The organism is Pseudomonas sp. zfem002, from assembly GCF_032621685.1.
Lineage (GTDB): Bacteria > Pseudomonadota > Gammaproteobacteria > Pseudomonadales > Pseudomonadaceae > Aquipseudomonas > Aquipseudomonas japonica.
In genome coordinates, this window is sequence record NZ_JAVYJH010000023.1 from 74,288 (window position 1) to 91,328 (window position 17,041).

The following is a 17,041-nucleotide window of genomic DNA, read 5'->3' on the forward strand; positions in this document are numbered from 1 at the left end:
AATAATTGGATCCAATAACCTGAAACACCTTGACACATAAATTCTGGAGGGATAAACACCGTCAACAGAGACATAACAGTCTCTCTTTGACTCCCTGAAGATCGAGGACGAACGCATGGGCAAGATGGACTCTTGGATCGGCCACTGGCAGCGAAGGGTGCCGACCTTCAAAGCGGAATGCGCCCAGGCGCAAGCGAGCTATCTGGAAAGGCTCGACAAACCTCTCCGGACGCAGGAGCACGTCCTGGAGGACATCATTCATGTGTGCCACAAGTCGCTGTTCTGGAAGGAAAATGGCTTCCGGGTCAGCCACTGCAACGGCAGGATCACCCACACCAACATCCCGGTGATGACCTATGAGGACTTCCGCGAAATCCTCGTGCGCGAAGGTCAGCAGAAAGGCGGGATACTCAGTTGCAGCCCGGTCGTGCGCTGGCTCAAGACCAGCGGCACCACCGGGCAATCCAAGCGCATCCCCTACACCCTGCACTGGATCCGCCAGTACCGGGTCCCGGCGATCCAGGCGATGTGGGGGTTCTTCGGCCATGACTACCCCGCCCTGCACGCCAACCCCTGGGCCACGCTGGACACCCAGACCGTGCGCGACCCGAGTACCGAGTACGTCGAAGGGCTGCCCTACCAGGCCATCAGCAACCGGCACCCGCAGGTCGGCACAGGTGACTGGAACCCGCCCTGGTATGAAGCCCCCTGGTTCACCCCGACTGCCGACGCCAGCCATGAACAGAAGATGTATGCGCGACTGCTGTGGACCCTTGGCGAGGATGTGAGGCTGCTGACCTCGATCAACCCCAGCACCCTGCTCTCCCTGCATCACTGCCTGCTGGAAAACCGCGAACGCCTGCTGCGCGATCTGCATGACGGCGCCTTTACCGGCGCCAACCTGCGCGCGGCCGACCCCGTTGCCGCGCGCAGGCTCGAGGCCGTGCTGTCTCGCGACGGCGTTTCGCTGACCGATGTATGGCCGGGCCTGGAGCGCTTCAGCTGCTGGACGGCGGCCTCCGCCAAGCTCTACAAGCCCCAGCTGGAGCGCATCCTGGGGCCGGCCAGGGTGCTGCCCTTCATGTCCTGCGGTACCGAGGGCGTGGTGACCCTTCCGGTGGACGATGACCAGGACAGCCAGCCACTGGCGGTGGACCAGGCCTTCTTCGAATTCATCCCGGTGACGGTGGACATGGATGCGCTGGTACGCGACCGGCTGCAGCCGGAAACCGTTGCCCTGGACCAGCTCAAGGAAGGCGAGGAATACCACCTGGTCATGTGGCAGGGCAACGGCATGATTCGCATGTATACCGGCGATATCTACCGCGTGCACGGCTACTACCGTGGCGTGCCGCGCATCAGCTTCAGCCGGCGCAACGGCGTCATGCATTCATTCACCGGCGAGAAGATCACCGAGACCCAGCTGCACGAAGCCGTGCAGATGTGCGGCATCCCCAATGCCGGGCTGTATCTGTGTGCCCCGGTCTGGCACGAAACGCCCTACTACGCCGTCGCCATCGAAGCGGGCGACACGCCGAGCGGCGAGTCGGAGACCCTCAGCCAGTTGCTCGACGGGCACCTGCAGACAATCAACATCGAGTACGAGTCCAAGCGCAGCAGCAAGCGCCTGGGACAGATCAAGGTCATCACGGTACCGGGCAACGCGATCTCGCAGGCCATCGAGCAGGAGAAAGCGGCCAGGAAAACCCTTCAGATCAAATACAAGCCATTCCAACCGGACCTGTCCCTTCTGGGCATCCAGCAACCTTGATCCTGAGAGGCACTCATGAATATGCATCTGTTTCAGCACAGCATCGCCCGTGAGGTTCATTACCTGGCCGGGGCAGACCGGCGGATCGCGCTGCATTCCTGGCGCCCGCATCGGCCGCAAGGCGCCATCCTGTATTTTCATGGACTGCAGAGCCATGCCGGGTGGTTGTGGTCGGTCGGCAATGCCTTCGCCAACCTGGGTATCGCGTTCTACGCCCTGGACCGTGAGGGATGCGGCATCAGCAGCGGCCAGCGGCACAGGTTCCCGGACGTGCGCACGCTGCACGACGATGCCGCGGCGGCCATCGAGCACATTCGCCACGAAGTGCCCGACGACGTTCAACTCTGCCTGTTCGGCCACTGCCTGGGGGGCTCGGTGCTCGCGGCCATTGCCAGCTGGCCCCAGGGCCAGTTGGCCTACGACAACCTGGTCATCTGTTCGGCCTGGCTGGGCAAGATGCACGACCGCCTCAGCGAACAGGAGCGCGCCAGCATCGCCCTCGACGACAGGCCGCAGCTGTGGGATTCCGGGCTCGATGCCGATGACTTTACCGCCAACCCCCATCTGGCCGAGTTCATCCGCAACGATGCGCTGGCCACCACCCACCTGCAGCACCGCGAGCGCAAGAAGCTGCTGGCGCTGGAACAGGTCTACCTGGCGGGCGATGCCTTGGCCATCGACGCCCCCAGCCTGTTCATCTGCGCCGACAAGGACCCGCTGGTGGAGGTCGGCAGCAGCGTCGGCCACTTCCAGCGGCTGTGTCGCAACAGCTCGACCCTGCTGGTGAACCAGGACAAGCACTACCTGTTCTTCACTCCCGCGATGGGCCAGGTGGTGCAGTTCACCGCCGATTTCGTCAAAGCCAACGGACAGTACACCTATGACGCAGCCTGAGGTGTACCTCGTGCGCCAGCCCATGGCCAACCCGTTCGTTCACGGCGCCCACCGACGACAGACGTCGGACAGCGTGGTGCTCAGCTGGAGCCGCGGCGGCTTTACCGGCATCGGCGAATGCGCCCCACGCCGCTACGTCACCGCGGAAGACTGCGAATCGGTGCTGGCGGAGCTGCGCCGCATCGACTTCGCGCAGCTGGCGCGGGCGTTGGCCAGCGGCGATCCGGTCGACCGCGGTCGCGATCTCTATGAGCAGGGCTTGCCGTCGCTGTCCGGGCAGGCGGTTGGCAACAACACCCGCTGCCTGGTGGAGATGGCGATCCTCGACACCCTGGCCCAGCAGGCCGACCTGCCGCTGGCCGACTTCCTCCTGCGCATTGCCGCGCCAGCCCGGGCGGCACGCCGGACCCTGCCCACCCGGGTCAACATCACCCAGGTGCTTGACCTGTCGCAACCGGTGCAGGCGTTCCTCGAACAGCGCAAGCCACGGGGTTCGCTCAAGCTCAAGCTGGCCGGCGAGGCACAGGCCAGTCGACAGCGCCTGCACAGCATCAGGGCGCTGGCACCGGACCTGGCGCTGTACGTGGACCCGAACATGAGCTGGTCGCCGCAGCAACTGCACGACAGCGCCCGGCCGTTTGCCGAGCTGGGCGTGACCTTGTTCGAGGAACCCTTGCCCAGAGGCAGCCTGGAGGATTACCGCCAGGCGCGTCTCGAGCATGGCGCGAGGATCATGCTGGACGAGTCGGTCAGCTCGCCGGCCAGCCTCGAGCAGGCCTGGCAGCAGCAGGCGCTGGATGCGGTGAACCTGCGCATCGCCAAATGCGGCGGTCTGCTCACTACCGCGAGGATGATCGAGCAGTGCCAGCAATGGGGCCTGCCCGTCTATCTGGGCGTACAGGTTGCCGAAGTCGGTCCGTTGATCGCGGCGCACCGTGCGCTGCTGACGGCCTGTGACGGCTTCATCGGCGTGGAAGCCGGACAGCACGACCGTTTCTTCGACGGCCACCTGCTCGAGCCGATGCCCGCCATCGATCGACTGCACAACGCGATCGAGCTGCCCGTCCCGACGCAAGCGGGCCTTGGCTGCCGGCTGACACCCCGTGTCCTGCCCTACCGCACTGCCATCGATGCCGAGCGATACCCCAACGAATCCCTTCACATGGAGCGTGCGCAGTGAAGTATTTTTCCGATTTGCTTGTCGACCTTCTGATCGCCCACGACATCGAGTATGTCTGCTTCAACCCCGGCGCCTCGTTCCGCGGCATTCACGATTCGCTGGTGCATCACCCCGACCCGGCGGTACCGGCCATCCTCATGTGCTGCCATGAAGAGATCTCCGTGGCCATGGCCCATGGTTACTACAAGGCCAGCGGCAAGCACATGGCCGTGCTGGTGCATGCCAACATCGGCCTGCAGCACGCGAGCATGGCCATCTTCAATGCCTGGTGCGACCGGGTTCCGCTGCTGGTACTGGGCGGCAACGGCCCCATCGACGCGGCGCTGCGCCGCCCCTGGATCGACTGGATCCATACCTCCCAGGGCATCGACAAGTTGCTCTCCGGCTATACCAAATGGACCGACATGCCGGTGTCCCAGGGCGCGACCCTGGAGTCGGTGCAGCGCGCGTTGAAACTCTGCGCCGCCGAGCCCCATGCCCCGTGCTATGTCGCTATCGACAGCGCCGTCCAGGAGGAACCCCTGGCGGACCATCTGGCCCTGCCAAGCGGCCCGATACGCCCGGAACGCCTGTCGGCACTGGACGACCAGCAACTGGCCGAGCTGATGGCCCGGTTGCTGAACGCCGAGCACCCGGTGCTCACCGTCGACTACGCCGCACTGAACGACGAACAGGCCGCGCAGCTGCTGGAAATCGCCACCCTCACGGGGGCCGCGGTGATTTCCCGCAACGGCCGCTACAACGTGCCCAACACCCATCCCCTGGTCTTCCAGGACCACGACGCGCACCTGCTGGGCGACTGCGACTTTCTGCTGGCCCTGGAAGTCCAGGACCTGCATGGCCTGCTCGCCCACTCCGGTCAGCAGCCCCACCCGGGGTTGTATATCGCGACCCTGGGCACCCACTCGCTGCTGATCAGCAGCTGGGTCGCCGACAGCCAGAAACTGGTGTGCGCGGACCTGGTACTGCACGCCAACGTCACCGCCTCCATCGCGCGTATCGCCCAGGCGACCCGGGCCTCCAGCGCGTCGCGCGAGCGCTCGGCACAGGCCCGGATCGACGCACGCCTCGAACGCATCGCCGCACACAAACAGGCCCGTCACCAGGCGCTGCTCGCACAGGTCACGCAACCTGCCGACGGCCTGACCATCGCCCAGGCGCTGATTGCCATTCATGAAGCCATCGGCCACCAACGCTGGGTGCTGACCAACACCGGCAGCGTGACCATCGACACCCTGGTGCGCGAGCTCTGGCCGATCGAGCGCAGCGAGGCCTACATCGGCATGAGCGGTGGCGCCGGGCTCGGTTACGGACTGGGCGCGGCCATCGGCGCGGCGGTTGCCCACCAGGGCGCTGACCGCCTGTGCATCAACCTGCAATCGGATGGCGACCTGCTCTATACCCCGAGCGCCCTGTGGACCCTGTCGGCCTATGACATTCCGTTGCTGGTGCTGGTGATCAACAACCGGCTCTACCTCAACTCCAAGCAGCACGCCGAACGGATCGCCGACCTGCGCCAGCGGCCCATCGACCTGTCCAACCTGGCGACCAGCTTCCATGACAACGAGGTGGATTTCGTCGCCCTGGCCAAGACCTTCAACCTCTACAGCCCGGGCAGCGCCGACAACCCCGCGGCGATCCAGGAAAAGATCAGCGACTGCCTGGCCTACATGCAGACCCACGGCAAACCCGCCCTGCTGGAAATCAAGACGCTTTAGGAGCTGTCCAATGTCGATCATTTTTGAATGCGCGCGCGACGGCCAGCGCTACGTGGCCAGCCCCGGCGGCGCCGGGCAATTCACCCTGTATCCGGTACCCAGCCTGCACGCCTTGCTGCGTGACACCGCCGCGGGCAAGTACCCGGGTGGCCCCCTGGAGTTCCTGCGCGAACATATCCCGGCACCCTTGACCGTCACCGACCTGGCGGGTTTCGAGCTGCTGCCCTGCCTGCTGCCGGCGGACCCGCGCCAGGGCGTGGTCTGCGGCTTCGGCCTGACCCACCAGAGCAAGATCGCGACACCGCCGCAAGACGACGAGCGACCGGCCTTTTTCATCAAGGGTTTTGCCGACACCCTCAAGCGCAGCGGCGAGGTGCTGCGCATGAGTCGCGGTGCCCTGTCGGCGTGCGAGGAAGCGGAGGTGGTGGCGCTGTTTCTGGTGGACGCCAACGGCCAGCCTGGCTACCTGGGCTACACCTTCGGCAACGACCTGACCGATATCGAGCTGGCCCGATCCAAGCGCAATTACCTGGCCTACGCCAAGCTGCAGCCCAGCGCCATTTCCCACCTGTTCTACTGGCAGCCCCTGCCCGAGCTGATCAAGGGCAGGACCTCCATCTACCGCGCTGGCGATCTGCACTGGCAACAGGATTTCAACACCGGCCTGTCCTGCCTCAGCTACGACGCCAACGCTCTGTTCGACACCCTCTGGCAGCACCCCTCGCTGCGCCTGCCCGGCACGCTGATCTACCTCTATATGGGCGCCGATCGCAACAGCGCCGACGCCGGCATTCACCTCAGCCATGGTGACACCGTGGTCTGTGATTTCGACGGCGGTCCACGCCTGAGCAACCTGATCGAATGGGAGAACCGCCATGTATAAACGCATCGTCTTGCTGAAAAGCCCCGACGCCGCCGCCTTGTCGACGCTGCTGCAGGAACTCCACGCTTTTCCGGCACAGGTGCCCGGACTGGTCTCGGTGGAGATCATCGCCGACAGCGGCGACCGTTCGCTGGGCTATGACCAGGGCTTCATCCTGACATTCACCGATGCATCAGTGCTCCCGGACTGGCGCGAACACCCCCTGCACGCCGCATTCCGCCCGCGCCTGCGCGCGCTGTGCGAGATGCTGATCTTCGACTATCCGCACCCCACTCCCCGGCCACAGGAGCAAGACCGTCATGCCAGCGTTTGAACCCACCACCCAGGTTCTGGTCATCGGCGGCTCCGCCGGCATCGGTTTCGCCATTGCCAGGCTGTTTCACCAGCAAGGTGCCAGCGTCACCCTGGCCGGCCGAAGCGCCGAGCGCCTGAGCCTGGCGGCACGGGATATCGACCCGGCCGTTGCCACCGAGCCACTGGACGTCACCCGTCCGGAGCAACTGGAGCGCTTCTTTGCCCGCCCCACGCGCTGGGACCACATCGTCGTCACTGCCGCCTCGCTGACCTTCGGCCCGCTGCACAGCGTTTCCCTGGTGGATGCGCAACGCATCTTCGACAGCAAGTTCTGGGCGGCCTACCACATCGCCCGGCTGGCCTCGTTCAACGAACAGGGCTCATTGACCCTGGTCTCGGGCCGCTTCGCCCAGCGCGCCGGCCCGCAGACCGCCTTGATCAGTGCCGTGAACGCCTGCATCGAGGGCTTTGCCCGGGGCCTGGCCAGTGAACTGTCGCCGGTACGGGTCAATGTGCTGTCTCCCGGGTTTGTCGATACCGGCCTGCACGCCGAAGCACTCGTCGAGAAAATGCGCCAGCGCAGCCAGTTGCTCCCGGTCAAGCGCATTGCCCGACCGGAGGACATCGCCTCGGCCGCCCTGCTGCTGGCCAGCAACCCGATGATCAGCGGCACGGTGCTGGCCGTGGACGGCGGCGATACCGTCACACTCACGTAATTGCGACAAGAACCGGGCGAAACACCGCACAGCGACTGAGATAGACTGGTCTACCTCAAAATGTTACGGTTTTCGCCCATTCACTTCCCGAATCTGGAGTTCCGAGTTGTCGGTATCGAAGAAGCAGCATGTCGTCGACACTGCCACCAGCCTGTTTTCCCAACACGGCTTTCGTCCCGTGGGCGTCGACTGGATCATTGAAGCGTCGGGTGTCGCCAGGATGACCATGTACCGTAATTTCAGCGGCAAGGAAGACCTGGTGAAAACAGTGCTCAGGCAGCGTTCCGACCACTTGATCCAGCAGTTGAAGACGCGCATGGAAGAAAAGCCCAGCCTGGATGAAAAGATCATCTCGCTCTTCGACTGGCGCGGTCAGTGGTTCTGTTCCACCAACTTCGCCGGCTGCCTGTTCGGTCGCGCGGTCGCCGAGTTTCCGGACCATTCGGACATTCGCGAGATTGCCCTCGACTACAAGCGCAAGATGCACGGGCTTATAGAAGAAGTGATTGCCCGTCACCACACCCAGGAAACCGCCAATACCCTCGCGACCTACATCATGATGCTGCTGGACGGAGCCACGGTGAACGCACAGGCGTTTGGCGAGAGTCACTTCGCGGGGGACGCATGCGATGCGGCGTTGATGCTGCTGCGGTTCAATATTGGTAAACAGATTCGTTGAGCGGTTTAAAGCCATTGGGGTTGCCTGGGACCGTTCGATGATGAAGGCGGCCTCGCTACTTACATGCGGGTAAATTCCTTCGTGTGGGTGCCCATGAAGTTGCCACACCTGGCGACTGCGGAGTTCTGCCCCGTCAAATTGAAGCGACAGCTGTTGCGACCAAACATCCCCATCACCCAGGAAAACACCAGCGTATCGCCTTCGAATCGCTCTTCATCCGCCGAGCCCTGAGTATTGGTGCTGACCCTGTCGAACTGATAAATCACCGCCGGACTTGCCTGCGCATTGCTGATGGTCAGGACATACAGGTCAGTACGCCAACTACCGTTGTATCGCTCGCGTCCTTGAGCCGAAGCATCAGGCTTGACGCCGGCGGCTCCCTGCGACCCCGCGCCGGCTTGAGATGCCTGGCCCTGGCACACTTCGCATTTCACACCTGAAAAGCTCTTCATGCTGATCGGCTCAGTGCCAAAGGTACTTTCATCCGTTTTGTTCGTTCCGGCCAATACATTGAAATAGGGAGTGCCATCGATAAAGTAGGAAACCTTCGAGCAACTTGCAGTGCTGGAGGTAATCGTATAGTTGGCCATGAATGACGGTTTTGAACCGGAGACCGACTTCAAGTTTATCGACGCCGTACACTGACCAACGATCTTGCTGCAATCGCATAGAGGCTCTGCTTGCACCGTTGCTGTAGCCAGCCCAATGCATCCACACACAAAGGCGACCCGGATCTGGTTCATTTCATGTGCTCCTGCTTGGCAACCCGCCCATAGGCATTCTAGCTGCGTTCTCACCCCCCTCTTTTCGCACGAGGATTAAATTCCCGTGCCCATGGCCGCATCCACTGGTCGGTTTAGGCGCGTATACCGGGGAAACAGGCGTCTACTGGTGGTTATGCCGTCAGATTCGACGAAGAAGACGCCATCGAGGTGTGCCCCCCATGAGACGCATCCAGAAGATCACGCAGCAGCGTCGGCGGCAGTTGCACGTTCATATTGCGCCAAGCGGATTGCAGGAGATGCCGCATGGCGAGGGATCAACGAGAGCGGGACGCCCGTCGACGGAAAAAAGCAGCGCTGCTCGGGGAGAAGGTTCTTCGCCTAAAAATCACTACCGCCCAAGACAGCCGGCTTTCTGATTTGATGACCTAGACCGAGATTAAAAAAGCGGTGAAACGCTAGCCCTGATGGTTCAGCAAGCACACGTAATAGAAAACTGTACGGTCCCGGTCCGCGCTTTCAATCGATCCGCAGCGACTTACACCGGGTCAAGCTGGCGTAATCGACGATGCTCGACCCGATGGCAGTTGGCGCATAGACACCGGAGGTCATCGAGAGAGGTGGAATGGCCCTTCTCCATCTGTGCGACTTGAGTTTTATAGTGATGGACCTCTATGCATGCCGTGCCGTGTTCCCCATAGGTATGCGCAGGATCGAGCTGACAACTCTCGCAGTACAAGCGTCCGTACTGCCTGATGAATGCAGCCTTTTTTGCCTTTGCTAGACCCGGCGAGCGCTCTTTACGAAGATGTGTGACAAGTCTTGGATTACCCTCGGCCCATTGCAACTCTTCCGCTTCAATTGATAAATCCGGCACTGGCACACATTCGTCTTTTGGAACAATTCGATAGCCGGCCTCCTCAAGCAACTCAAAGCAAACTGTATCGCGACCAGCAGTGAAATGAGCCGGTGTGATATGAAGCCCAAGAGCTGATGTGGCGGCGAGACCGAAGACCTGCTTTGGGGCCAGCCGAACTCCGCCATCAACGATCAAATCGTAATCAGTCGATGGAGCGAATCCTTCTGCAGTTGCTCCTTCCAATAAGGCTTGCACGGCACTCCAAATGTGCTCAGACGTAATCTTGCGAAGCTCGAGAGCAGGAAGGCGGCCGACAGGTGATTCATTGAGGCGCTGAAAGATGGCCACCCCCCGCTCTCTGTCCGCCGATATGCACTTCCAGCCGGCTGCCGCCCACTGATGGGCCCAGGTATGCGAATCCCCAAGACTAGAGTTAGCCCACCAAGCGCCATGATTCCATGCACTGGCAGGTAATCCGTTGACGAGAGCAGCGAGCTCAGCAAATGTTATTTCAATGGCATCCGCTGTCTGGCTGCGTAAAAAATCTGCGAAGGGTGCATATTTGCTCATCTGATATCTGCAGGTTTGGACGTATTGGGAGATAAGAATGGACGCCCTATCATCAATGCCAAGGCAAGGCGCTGAAGGTTGGCTGACTGGATTACCTACCGGCAGCCAGTGCTGCCTATCCGTAAATTGCAGTAGGCGACGTGATCAGTGATGCTGGGTTGGTAACCCTGTTTAGCTCCAGCCATGGCCTGGTCCGCTCGACATCCAAGCGATGGCGATTGATCGCCAGCTCGCCAGTAAGAGTTCCGGATATTCGGTAATGGCCCCCACAGCACAACTCCGTACAGTCACCAAGCGCAGGGAGACATCTCGCGTCACTCCTGCAAATGAAAAACTCCATGAAACACCCCTCCTTGTAGTGGTCGGTTGACTCCAGCCCATCCAGTTATGGGCCCTCATGACAAAAATCGACCTGCTCGCCGGTCTCAGCGATTGGGACACTGGTGATTCAGGCAGGAAAGTTAGTCTTTTTGGAGCTTATCAACAATAGAATCAAACTCGATAATCTGAACGAACGGAGCGAGTTCGCTACTAATGGAACTGGAGTTGCCGACAAGTGTTACATGCACACCTTCATTTTCGACCAAGTGCTGAACAACCTCATGAAAGTCACCATCTCCGGCCACTAGATAGAGTCGATCCCACTTAACTTTGCTGAATGACCTCATCAGGTGAAACGCGAGCCCGACATCAACTGCTTTTTGAGCCTTGGTCACATACTGCTCACCGGTTTCAGGGTGAACAATAGCTCCGCCTCCCATATGGCTAGGCCACTCATGGTGCTTGGTTTGAAGCCAGTAGAGCTTCACGCGCATCCCAGCGCCTCGCGGGGGGGCAGAACGGAGGAAATTGTGAAAGCCGTTCTGTGCAGCGTTTGGTGGGTCGTTATCGCAGTTAAAGTAATAAGCATCCCCAAGTTTCTCACCAGCTTCATCTTCGATGAACGTTCGAAATTTGAGGTAATCCATCTTGGCGCCGCCAGCGACACTGCCCCAAGCCTTGATAGCGTAGCCACCGTCGACAAATAAAGCTGCACCCATGATGAGCACTCCTTATGTGATGAGTCCAAATACGAAAGATATCAAAACGACATCATCACTGTCCATACAGGCGCATTTCAACCTCACGAGGCCCCGAAAACCATACCGGAGCTCCGCAGTGCTCATCGGCAACTACGTCTGGGTATATCCATACTCTTTCTACTATTAACCTCTCTACCCTCTACTTCAAGGCTGCGAAACCAGCCGCAACACCGGGTCCCTCTTCGGTAATTCATCGGCACGACCAACACCCCATGACAGCGCTCTGGTCATGGACTCACCTCGTCGAGAGTCGAATACCTCTTCATGCCCAGTCATCCCCGATGACGAATACACACCGATGAACATCTGCGTGTTGCCTGTTCGCGACAGTCGCACCTGGACATCAACGCAGGGTCCGTTAGCCAGGTTTTCCTCATGAGACCGGTGTTGAAACGCCGGGTCAGCCCAAGTCCAGAAGATATCGCCGCGGATCCTCATATAGTTCTCCTGCTACTTTGGTGGATGTGCAAAATCCGGCAATCGAAGCAGCGTGTTTTGAGAACTGAATCAAACTGCCGGAGTCCAAGTCCTGTAGCACCTACCACCAACGTGCAAGTCAGGTCGCGATACAGAGACTCAACTGTCCGCGGCGTTCATCCAATCGAAGAACAAGCCCTCATGCCAATCTGGCGACCATTGATACGCGCATGACGTCCAGGTGGATCTACGTGGTCAGCCCTTTTGTGCTCAAAGATGGGCTGTGGATCAACGAGCCAGGTGTTACAATCCGCCCCTTCAAACCGGCGCTCTAGGCGCTGAACATCCGTGAACGCCGTCAGTACGACACCCGCCACACCTACGCAAGCATGTGCCTGAGGCCTGGGATGAACCCCGCGTTCATCGCGCACCAGTCTGGCCATCGCGTCGAGATGTTGCTCTCTACCTACGCGAAATGGATCAGCTCCTCCTCGGACTGGAGGGAGCTGGAGAAGCTGCCGCCCCGCGTCGAACTGGCCCGAAATGGGTCCGACGAGAGGGCCTAAATACACCTCTGGAACCCCCGCAGGACAAGCACTTTGATCTCCACCGCTAACATCACCATGCAGTTCGGCGCCAAACCGCTGTTCGAAAACGTCTCGGTCAAGTTCAACAACGGCAACCGCTACGGCCTGATCGGCGCCAACGGCTGCGGCAAGTCCACTTTCATGAAGATCCTCGGCGGCGACCTGGAGCCGAGCGCCGGCCAGGTCATGCTCGAGCCCAATACCCGTCTCGGCAAGCTGCGCCAGGACCAGTTCGCCTACGAGCAATTCACCGTGATCGACACGGTGATCATGGGCCACGAGGAGCTGTGGAAGGTCAAGGCCGAGCGCGATCGCATCTATTCGCTGCCGGAAATGACCGAGGAAGACGGCATGGCCGTCGCCGAGCTGGAAACCGAGTTCGCCGAGATGGACGGCTACACCGCCGAATCCCGCGCCGGCGAGCTGCTGCTCGGCCTGGGTATCCCGCTGGAACAGCACTTCGGCCCGATGAGCGAAGTGGCACCCGGCTGGAAACTCCGCGTGCTGCTGGCCCAGGCGCTGTTCTCCGATCCGGAAGTGCTGCTCCTCGACGAGCCAACCAACCACCTGGACATCAACACCATCCGCTGGCTGGAAAACATTCTCACGGCGCGTAACAGCACCATGATCATCATTTCCCACGACCGGCACTTCCTGAACTCGGTCTGCACCCACATGGCCGACCTGGACTACGGCGAGCTGCGCCTGTTCCCGGGCAACTACGACGAGTACATGACCGCGGCGACCCAGTCCCGCGAGCAACTGCTGGCCGACAACGCCAAGAAGAAGGCACAGATCGCCGAACTGCAGACCTTCGTCAGCCGGTTCTCGGCCAACGCCTCGAAAGCCAAGCAGGCGACCTCCCGTGCCAAGCAGATCGACAAGATCCAGCTGGCCGAGGTCAAGCCGTCGAGCCGGGTCAGCCCGTTCATCCGCTTCGAACAGACCAAGAAGCTGCACCGCCAGGCGGTGACCGTGGAGAAAGTCTCCAAGGGCTTCGAGGACAAGCAACTGTTCAAGAACTTCAGCTTCACCGTCGAAGCCGGCGAGCGTGTCGCGGTGATCGGCCCCAACGGTATCGGCAAGACCACCCTGCTGCGCCTGCTGGTAGGCGAAATGGCGGCGGACGCCGGCAACGTGAAATGGACCGAGAGCGCGGAAGTGGGCTACTACGCCCAGGACCATGCCCACGATTTCGAGGATGACGTCAGCCTGTTCGACTGGATGGGCCAGTGGACCCAGGGCGAGCAGGTGATCCGCGGCACCCTCGGCCGCATGCTGTTCTCCAACGACGAGATCCTCAAGTCGGTCAAGGTGATTTCCGGTGGTGAACAGGGCCGTATGCTGTTCGGCAAGCTGATCCTGCAGAAGCCCAACGTGCTGGTGATGGACGAACCGACCAACCACCTGGACATGGAATCCATCGAGGCCCTCAACCTGGCGCTGGAGAACTACCCGGGCACGCTGGTCTTCGTCAGCCACGACCGCGAGTTCGTCTCGTCCCTGGCTACCCGCATCATCGAGCTGAGCCCGGATGGCGTGGTGGACTTCAGCGGCACCTACGACGACTACCTGCGCAGCCAGGGCGTGGTGGTCTGATCCCCTGCGCACGGACCGTCCCAGAGACTGGGCACGGTCCGTGCGCGGTTCCGAATAATTCGTTAGCCTGCTTTCTTTTCTTCCCGCGCGCCGCCATGATGTGAGCCTTCAACCGCTTGCCTGCGAACGAAACCCCATGTCTGCCGCACCCTCCGCAAACCCTTCGTCGTTCTCCGTCACCCTGCGGATCCTGTCGATCGTTTTCTATACCTTCATCGCCTTCCTCTGCATCGGCCTGCCGATCGCGGTACTGCCCAGCCATGTCCACGATGTGCTCGGCTACAGCGCGGTGGTGGCGGGCCTGGTGATCGGTATCCAGTACCTGTCCACCCTGCTCAGCCGGCCCATGGCCGGGCGCCTGGCGGACAGCCTCGGTACGCGGCGCAGCATCGCCTACGGCCTGTTCGGTATCGCTGTCGCCGGAGTGCTGACCTGGGCCTCGGCGCTGGTCGTCGATGTGTCGCTGTTGAGCCTGCTGCTGTTGCTCGCTGGACGGATCCTGCTGGGCATCGCCCAGGGCCTGATCGGCGTCGGCACCCTGAGCTGGGGCATCGGCCAGGTGGGCGCCGAGCACACCGCGCGGGTGATCAGCTGGAACGGTATCGCGTCCTACGGCGCCATCGCCATCGGCGCGCCACTGGGGGTGATCCTGGCTGGCGAGAGCGGTTTCTGGAGCATCGGCCCGGCCCTGACCGCGCTGGCCGTGCTCGCCCTGCTGGTGATCCGCAGCCAGCCCTCGCTGCCGGTGGTACGCGGCGAACGCCTGCCGTTCTGGGCCGCCTTCGGCCGCGTGGCGCCCTGCGGCCTGGCGCTGACCCTGGGCTCCATCGGCTACGGCACCCTGACCACCTTCGTCACCCTCTTCTATCTGGAACGCGGCTGGAGCGGCGCGGCCTGGTGCCTCAGCGCCTTCGGGGTCTGCTTCATCGTCTCGCGCCTGCTGTTCGTCAACGCGGTCAACCAGTGGGGTGGCTACCGCGTGGCCATCGCCTGCATGGCCGTGGAAACCCTGGGCCTGACCCTGCTCTGGCTGGCGCCCTCGCCGCTACTGGCGCTGGTCGGCGCCGGGCTGACCGGTTTCGGCCTGTCGCTGGTCTATCCGGCGCTGGGGGTGGAGGCGATCAAGCAGGTGCCGCCCACCAGCCGCGGCGCGGGTCTGGGGGCCTATGCGGTGTTCTTCGACCTGGCCCTGGCGATCGCCGGGCCGGTGATGGGTTTCATCGCCGCCCACCTCGGCTATGCCTGGATCTTCTGCGCCGCCGCCCTGCTCTCGTTGCTCGGCGTCGGCCTGGTGCTGACCCTGCTGCGCCGTTCCGCCACTCACTGATCGGCGGTGTGCAAGCCGGCGCGACTGGAAACGCCCAGGGCACGGTTGAAGAAGCGCGTGGCCTCCGACTGCAACGACAGATGAATGCCGAGCCGGTCGACGCCGTCGGGATCGTTGCACAGCGCCGGCATGCGCGCACGCTGGTTGCTGTCGCAGGGCGACATGAAGACGAAATGCCCCGCGCCTTCCAGGCGCCGGTAATTGGGGGTCACCGGCAGCTTGCGCGCCAGGGCCTCGGCATTCTTGTCCACCGCCAGCAACTGGTCGTGGTCGCCGCTGTAGATCAATGACGGCACCCGCACCTGCGCCAGCGCCTGGCGCCCGAAACTCAGGCTCAAGGGCGCCATCAGCAGCATGGCGCGTACTCGCGGATCGGCCTCGGGCAGCAGGTCATCGCGGTCGGCGATCAGCTCGCCATGGCGGGTACAGGCGTCGGCATCCAGGGGGCGTTCCGCGCAGTAACGGCGCAGGCGCTGCAGGTCAGGGCGTGCGCCAGAGAGGATCAACGCGGTTTCCGCCCCCGCCGAGTAGCCGATCATGCCCACCTGGTCACCACTGACGTAGGGCGCCAGCAACGGATCCGCGAGAACAGCACTGATCGCCGCGCTGATCTGCAGGGGACGGCCGTAGAGGTTGCTCAGGGTGCCGAGGCGGCTGTGGTCCTTGTTGTTGTCACCGGGGTGCACTGCGGCGACCACCACGAAACCACGCCGGGCCAGGGCGCTGGCCAGGTCGTGCAGAGCCATTGGCGTGCCAGTGTTACCGTGGGACAGCGCCAGCAGCGGGAAACGCCCCATCACCACCGGCGCTTCGGCGGCGACATACAGGCGATAACCGTCGATTCGCCGGACATGCGGCTGGCCGCTGGAGGGATAGAAGGCCAGCACCTGCATCGGCTGGCCGTCCAGCGGGTCGGGAATGCTCATGCGGTGCAGGCCGACGTTCCAGTGCTGCGCCGGCTCCGCCTGCACCAGCAGGCTGCAGCCCAGCGCACACAGCAGCAGAAACGCGCGTACATGAGACATTTTGTTTCAACCTCACCCAAACGGCGATGACCCGCCCCATGCCAAGCATAGAGCGGGCCAGATCGGCACGTATGAAAGCTGGATGAAACTGCTGACAGCGGGATCAGGCGGCGACGAACAGCTCGTTGGCGATCTGCGCCTGGGCCGCCTGCAGGGCGTTGCTGCGGGGTTCTTCGCCGTAGGCCAGGCCATGGGCGCGAACGAATTCGATGTCGGTGATCCCGATGAAACCGAGGAACACCTTGAGGAAATCTTCATGACCGACGCCGGTCGGCTGACCGACGTGCAGGCCACCGGCAGTGGACACCACGATCACCTTCTTGTCGCCGCACAGGCCTTCAGGGCCGGCTTCGGTGTAGCGGAAGGTCTTGCCGGCCACCGCGATCCGGTCGATCCAGGCCTTGAGCTGGCTGGCGATGCTGAAGTTGTACATCGGTGCACCGATGACCACCGCGTCGGCGTCGAGGAACTCCTCCAGGGTTTGCGCGCTGAGGCTGGCTTCGTGGGCCAGGGCGGCGTCGCGCAGTTCCTGCGGGGTGCCGGCGGCCAGCAGGGTCGCCGAGGAGAAGTGGCTGATGGCATCGGCGGCCAGGTCACGGTAGACCACCTCGACCGACGAATCGGCGGCCTTCCAGGCCTGGACCACGCTCTGGCTCAGCTGGCGCGAAGCCGAGTTGTCGCCGAGGATGCTGGAATCGATGTGCAACAGTTTCATGGG

The 17,041-nt window shown here is 62.2% G+C and carries 16 protein-coding genes and 1 pseudogene; 11 read left to right on the forward strand and 6 right to left on the reverse strand.

The features are described from left to right. Positions 1-115 precede the first annotated feature (115 nt). The 8 genes from RTI28_RS23245 (at position 116) to RTI28_RS23280 (ending at position 8,135) form a co-directional block, all read left to right on the forward strand. Positions 116-1,771: a GH3 auxin-responsive promoter family protein gene (locus tag RTI28_RS23245; RefSeq protein WP_316922632.1), complete on the forward strand. Its 1,656-nt coding sequence runs from the start codon at positions 116-118 to the stop codon at positions 1,769-1,771. Positions 1,772-1,786: 15 nt separating this feature from the next. Next, on the forward strand, positions 1,787-2,665 hold the full coding sequence (locus tag RTI28_RS23250; protein WP_316922633.1) for an alpha/beta hydrolase: 879 nt from the start codon (positions 1,787-1,789) through the stop codon (positions 2,663-2,665). Further along, positions 2,652-3,845, forward strand: coding sequence for an enolase C-terminal domain-like protein (locus RTI28_RS23255; protein ID WP_316922634.1), 1,194 nt, complete (start codon positions 2,652-2,654; stop codon positions 3,843-3,845). The genes RTI28_RS23250 and RTI28_RS23255 overlap by 14 nt, the downstream gene beginning before the upstream one ends. Beyond that, entirely contained in the window at positions 3,842-5,563 is a 1,722-nt protein-coding gene (locus tag RTI28_RS23260; protein WP_316922635.1) for a thiamine pyrophosphate-binding protein, read from the forward strand. Before RTI28_RS23255 ends, RTI28_RS23260 begins: the two co-directional genes overlap by 4 nt. Positions 5,564-5,573: 10 nt before the next feature. Further along, positions 5,574-6,446, forward strand: coding sequence for a sugar transporter (locus tag RTI28_RS23265; protein ID WP_316922636.1), 873 nt, complete (start codon positions 5,574-5,576; stop codon positions 6,444-6,446). Beyond that, on the forward strand, positions 6,439-6,759 hold the full coding sequence (locus RTI28_RS23270) for a Dabb family protein (RefSeq protein ID WP_316922637.1): 321 nt from the start codon (positions 6,439-6,441) through the stop codon (positions 6,757-6,759). Before RTI28_RS23265 ends, RTI28_RS23270 begins: the two co-directional genes overlap by 8 nt. Beyond that, the gene (locus tag RTI28_RS23275; protein ID WP_316922638.1) at positions 6,746-7,456 is read left to right on the forward strand and encodes an SDR family oxidoreductase; all 711 of its coding nucleotides are present in this window, start codon (positions 6,746-6,748) and stop codon (positions 7,454-7,456) included. The genes RTI28_RS23270 and RTI28_RS23275 overlap by 14 nt, the downstream gene beginning before the upstream one ends. A gap of 106 nt (positions 7,457-7,562) precedes the next feature. Next, positions 7,563-8,135: a TetR/AcrR family transcriptional regulator gene (locus RTI28_RS23280; protein WP_316922639.1), complete on the forward strand. Its 573-nt coding sequence runs from the start codon at positions 7,563-7,565 to the stop codon at positions 8,133-8,135. Between the two features lie 59 nt (positions 8,136-8,194). Here the strand turns inward: RTI28_RS23280 and RTI28_RS23285 are convergent, their stop codons facing one another. The 4 genes from RTI28_RS23285 to RTI28_RS23300 all read right to left on the reverse strand — a co-directional run bounded on the left by RTI28_RS23285 (position 8,195) and on the right by RTI28_RS23300 (position 11,806). Continuing rightward, complete coding sequence (locus RTI28_RS23285; RefSeq protein ID WP_316922640.1) at positions 8,195-8,878, reverse strand: hypothetical protein; 684 nt, start codon at positions 8,876-8,878, stop codon at positions 8,195-8,197. A 517-nt stretch (positions 8,879-9,395) separates the two neighbouring features. Further along, on the reverse strand, positions 9,396-10,286 hold the full coding sequence (locus tag RTI28_RS23290) for a hypothetical protein (RefSeq protein ID WP_316922641.1): 891 nt from the start codon (positions 10,284-10,286) through the stop codon (positions 9,396-9,398). Between the two features lie 461 nt (positions 10,287-10,747). Then, positions 10,748-11,326, reverse strand: coding sequence for an NYN domain-containing protein (locus RTI28_RS23295; RefSeq protein WP_316922642.1), 579 nt, complete (start codon positions 11,324-11,326; stop codon positions 10,748-10,750). A gap of 186 nt (positions 11,327-11,512) precedes the next feature. Next, positions 11,513-11,806 carry a hypothetical protein gene (locus RTI28_RS23300; protein ID WP_316922643.1) on the reverse strand — a complete coding sequence of 98 codons (294 nt, stop codon included), beginning with the start codon at positions 11,804-11,806 and terminating at the stop codon, positions 11,513-11,515. A gap of 209 nt (positions 11,807-12,015) precedes the next feature. On the opposite strand from RTI28_RS23300, the pseudogene RTI28_RS30480 reads away from it, so the two are divergent. The 3 genes and pseudogenes from RTI28_RS30480 (at position 12,016) to RTI28_RS23310 (ending at position 15,298) form a co-directional block, all read left to right on the forward strand. After that, a pseudogene (locus RTI28_RS30480) lies at positions 12,016-12,351 on the forward strand (integrase). A 33-nt stretch (positions 12,352-12,384) separates the two neighbouring features. Beyond that, positions 12,385-13,971: an ABC-F family ATPase gene (locus tag RTI28_RS23305; protein WP_316922644.1), complete on the forward strand. Its 1,587-nt coding sequence runs from the start codon at positions 12,385-12,387 to the stop codon at positions 13,969-13,971. 136 nt (positions 13,972-14,107) lie between these two features. Further along, positions 14,108-15,298, forward strand: coding sequence for an MFS transporter (locus RTI28_RS23310; RefSeq protein WP_316922645.1), 1,191 nt, complete (start codon positions 14,108-14,110; stop codon positions 15,296-15,298). On the opposite strand, the gene RTI28_RS23315 is transcribed toward RTI28_RS23310, so the two are convergent. Both RTI28_RS23315 and RTI28_RS23320 read right to left on the reverse strand, forming a co-directional pair. Next, complete coding sequence (locus tag RTI28_RS23315; RefSeq protein WP_316922646.1) at positions 15,292-16,323, reverse strand: dienelactone hydrolase; 1,032 nt, start codon at positions 16,321-16,323, stop codon at positions 15,292-15,294. The genes RTI28_RS23310 and RTI28_RS23315 overlap by 7 nt on opposite strands. Before the next feature lie 103 nt (positions 16,324-16,426). After that, positions 16,427-17,038 carry an FMN-dependent NADH-azoreductase gene (locus tag RTI28_RS23320; RefSeq protein WP_316922647.1) on the reverse strand — a complete coding sequence of 204 codons (612 nt, stop codon included), beginning with the start codon at positions 17,036-17,038 and terminating at the stop codon, positions 16,427-16,429. Between the last annotated feature and the right edge of the window lie 3 nt (positions 17,039-17,041).

Bases quoted from the DNA above. Each gene is read 5' to 3' on its own strand.
- RTI28_RS23245 (WP_316922632.1), top strand. From the start codon at position 116: ATGGGCAAGATGGACTCTTGGATCGGCCACTGGCAGCGAAGGGTGCCG.
- RTI28_RS23250 (WP_316922633.1), top strand. From the start codon at position 1,787: ATGAATATGCATCTGTTTCAGCACAGCATCGCCCGTGAGGTTCATTAC.
- RTI28_RS23255 (WP_316922634.1), top strand. From the start codon at position 2,652: ATGACGCAGCCTGAGGTGTACCTCGTGCGCCAGCCCATGGCCAACCCG.
- RTI28_RS23265 (WP_316922636.1), top strand. From the start codon at position 5,574: ATGTCGATCATTTTTGAATGCGCGCGCGACGGCCAGCGCTACGTGGCC.
- RTI28_RS23270 (WP_316922637.1), top strand. From the start codon at position 6,439: ATGTATAAACGCATCGTCTTGCTGAAAAGCCCCGACGCCGCCGCCTTG.
- RTI28_RS23275 (WP_316922638.1), top strand. From the start codon at position 6,746: ATGCCAGCGTTTGAACCCACCACCCAGGTTCTGGTCATCGGCGGCTCC.
- RTI28_RS23285 (WP_316922640.1), bottom strand. From the start codon at position 8,878: ATGAACCAGATCCGGGTCGCCTTTGTGTGTGGATGCATTGGGCTGGCT.
- RTI28_RS23290 (WP_316922641.1), bottom strand. From the start codon at position 10,286: ATGAGCAAATATGCACCCTTCGCAGATTTTTTACGCAGCCAGACAGCG.
- RTI28_RS23295 (WP_316922642.1), bottom strand. From the start codon at position 11,326: ATGGGTGCAGCTTTATTTGTCGACGGTGGCTACGCTATCAAGGCTTGG.
- RTI28_RS23300 (WP_316922643.1), bottom strand. From the start codon at position 11,806: ATGAGGATCCGCGGCGATATCTTCTGGACTTGGGCTGACCCGGCGTTT.
- RTI28_RS23310 (WP_316922645.1), top strand. From the start codon at position 14,108: ATGTCTGCCGCACCCTCCGCAAACCCTTCGTCGTTCTCCGTCACCCTG.
- RTI28_RS23315 (WP_316922646.1), bottom strand. From the start codon at position 16,323: ATGTCTCATGTACGCGCGTTTCTGCTGCTGTGTGCGCTGGGCTGCAGC.
- RTI28_RS23320 (WP_316922647.1), bottom strand. From the start codon at position 17,038: ATGAAACTGTTGCACATCGATTCCAGCATCCTCGGCGACAACTCGGCT.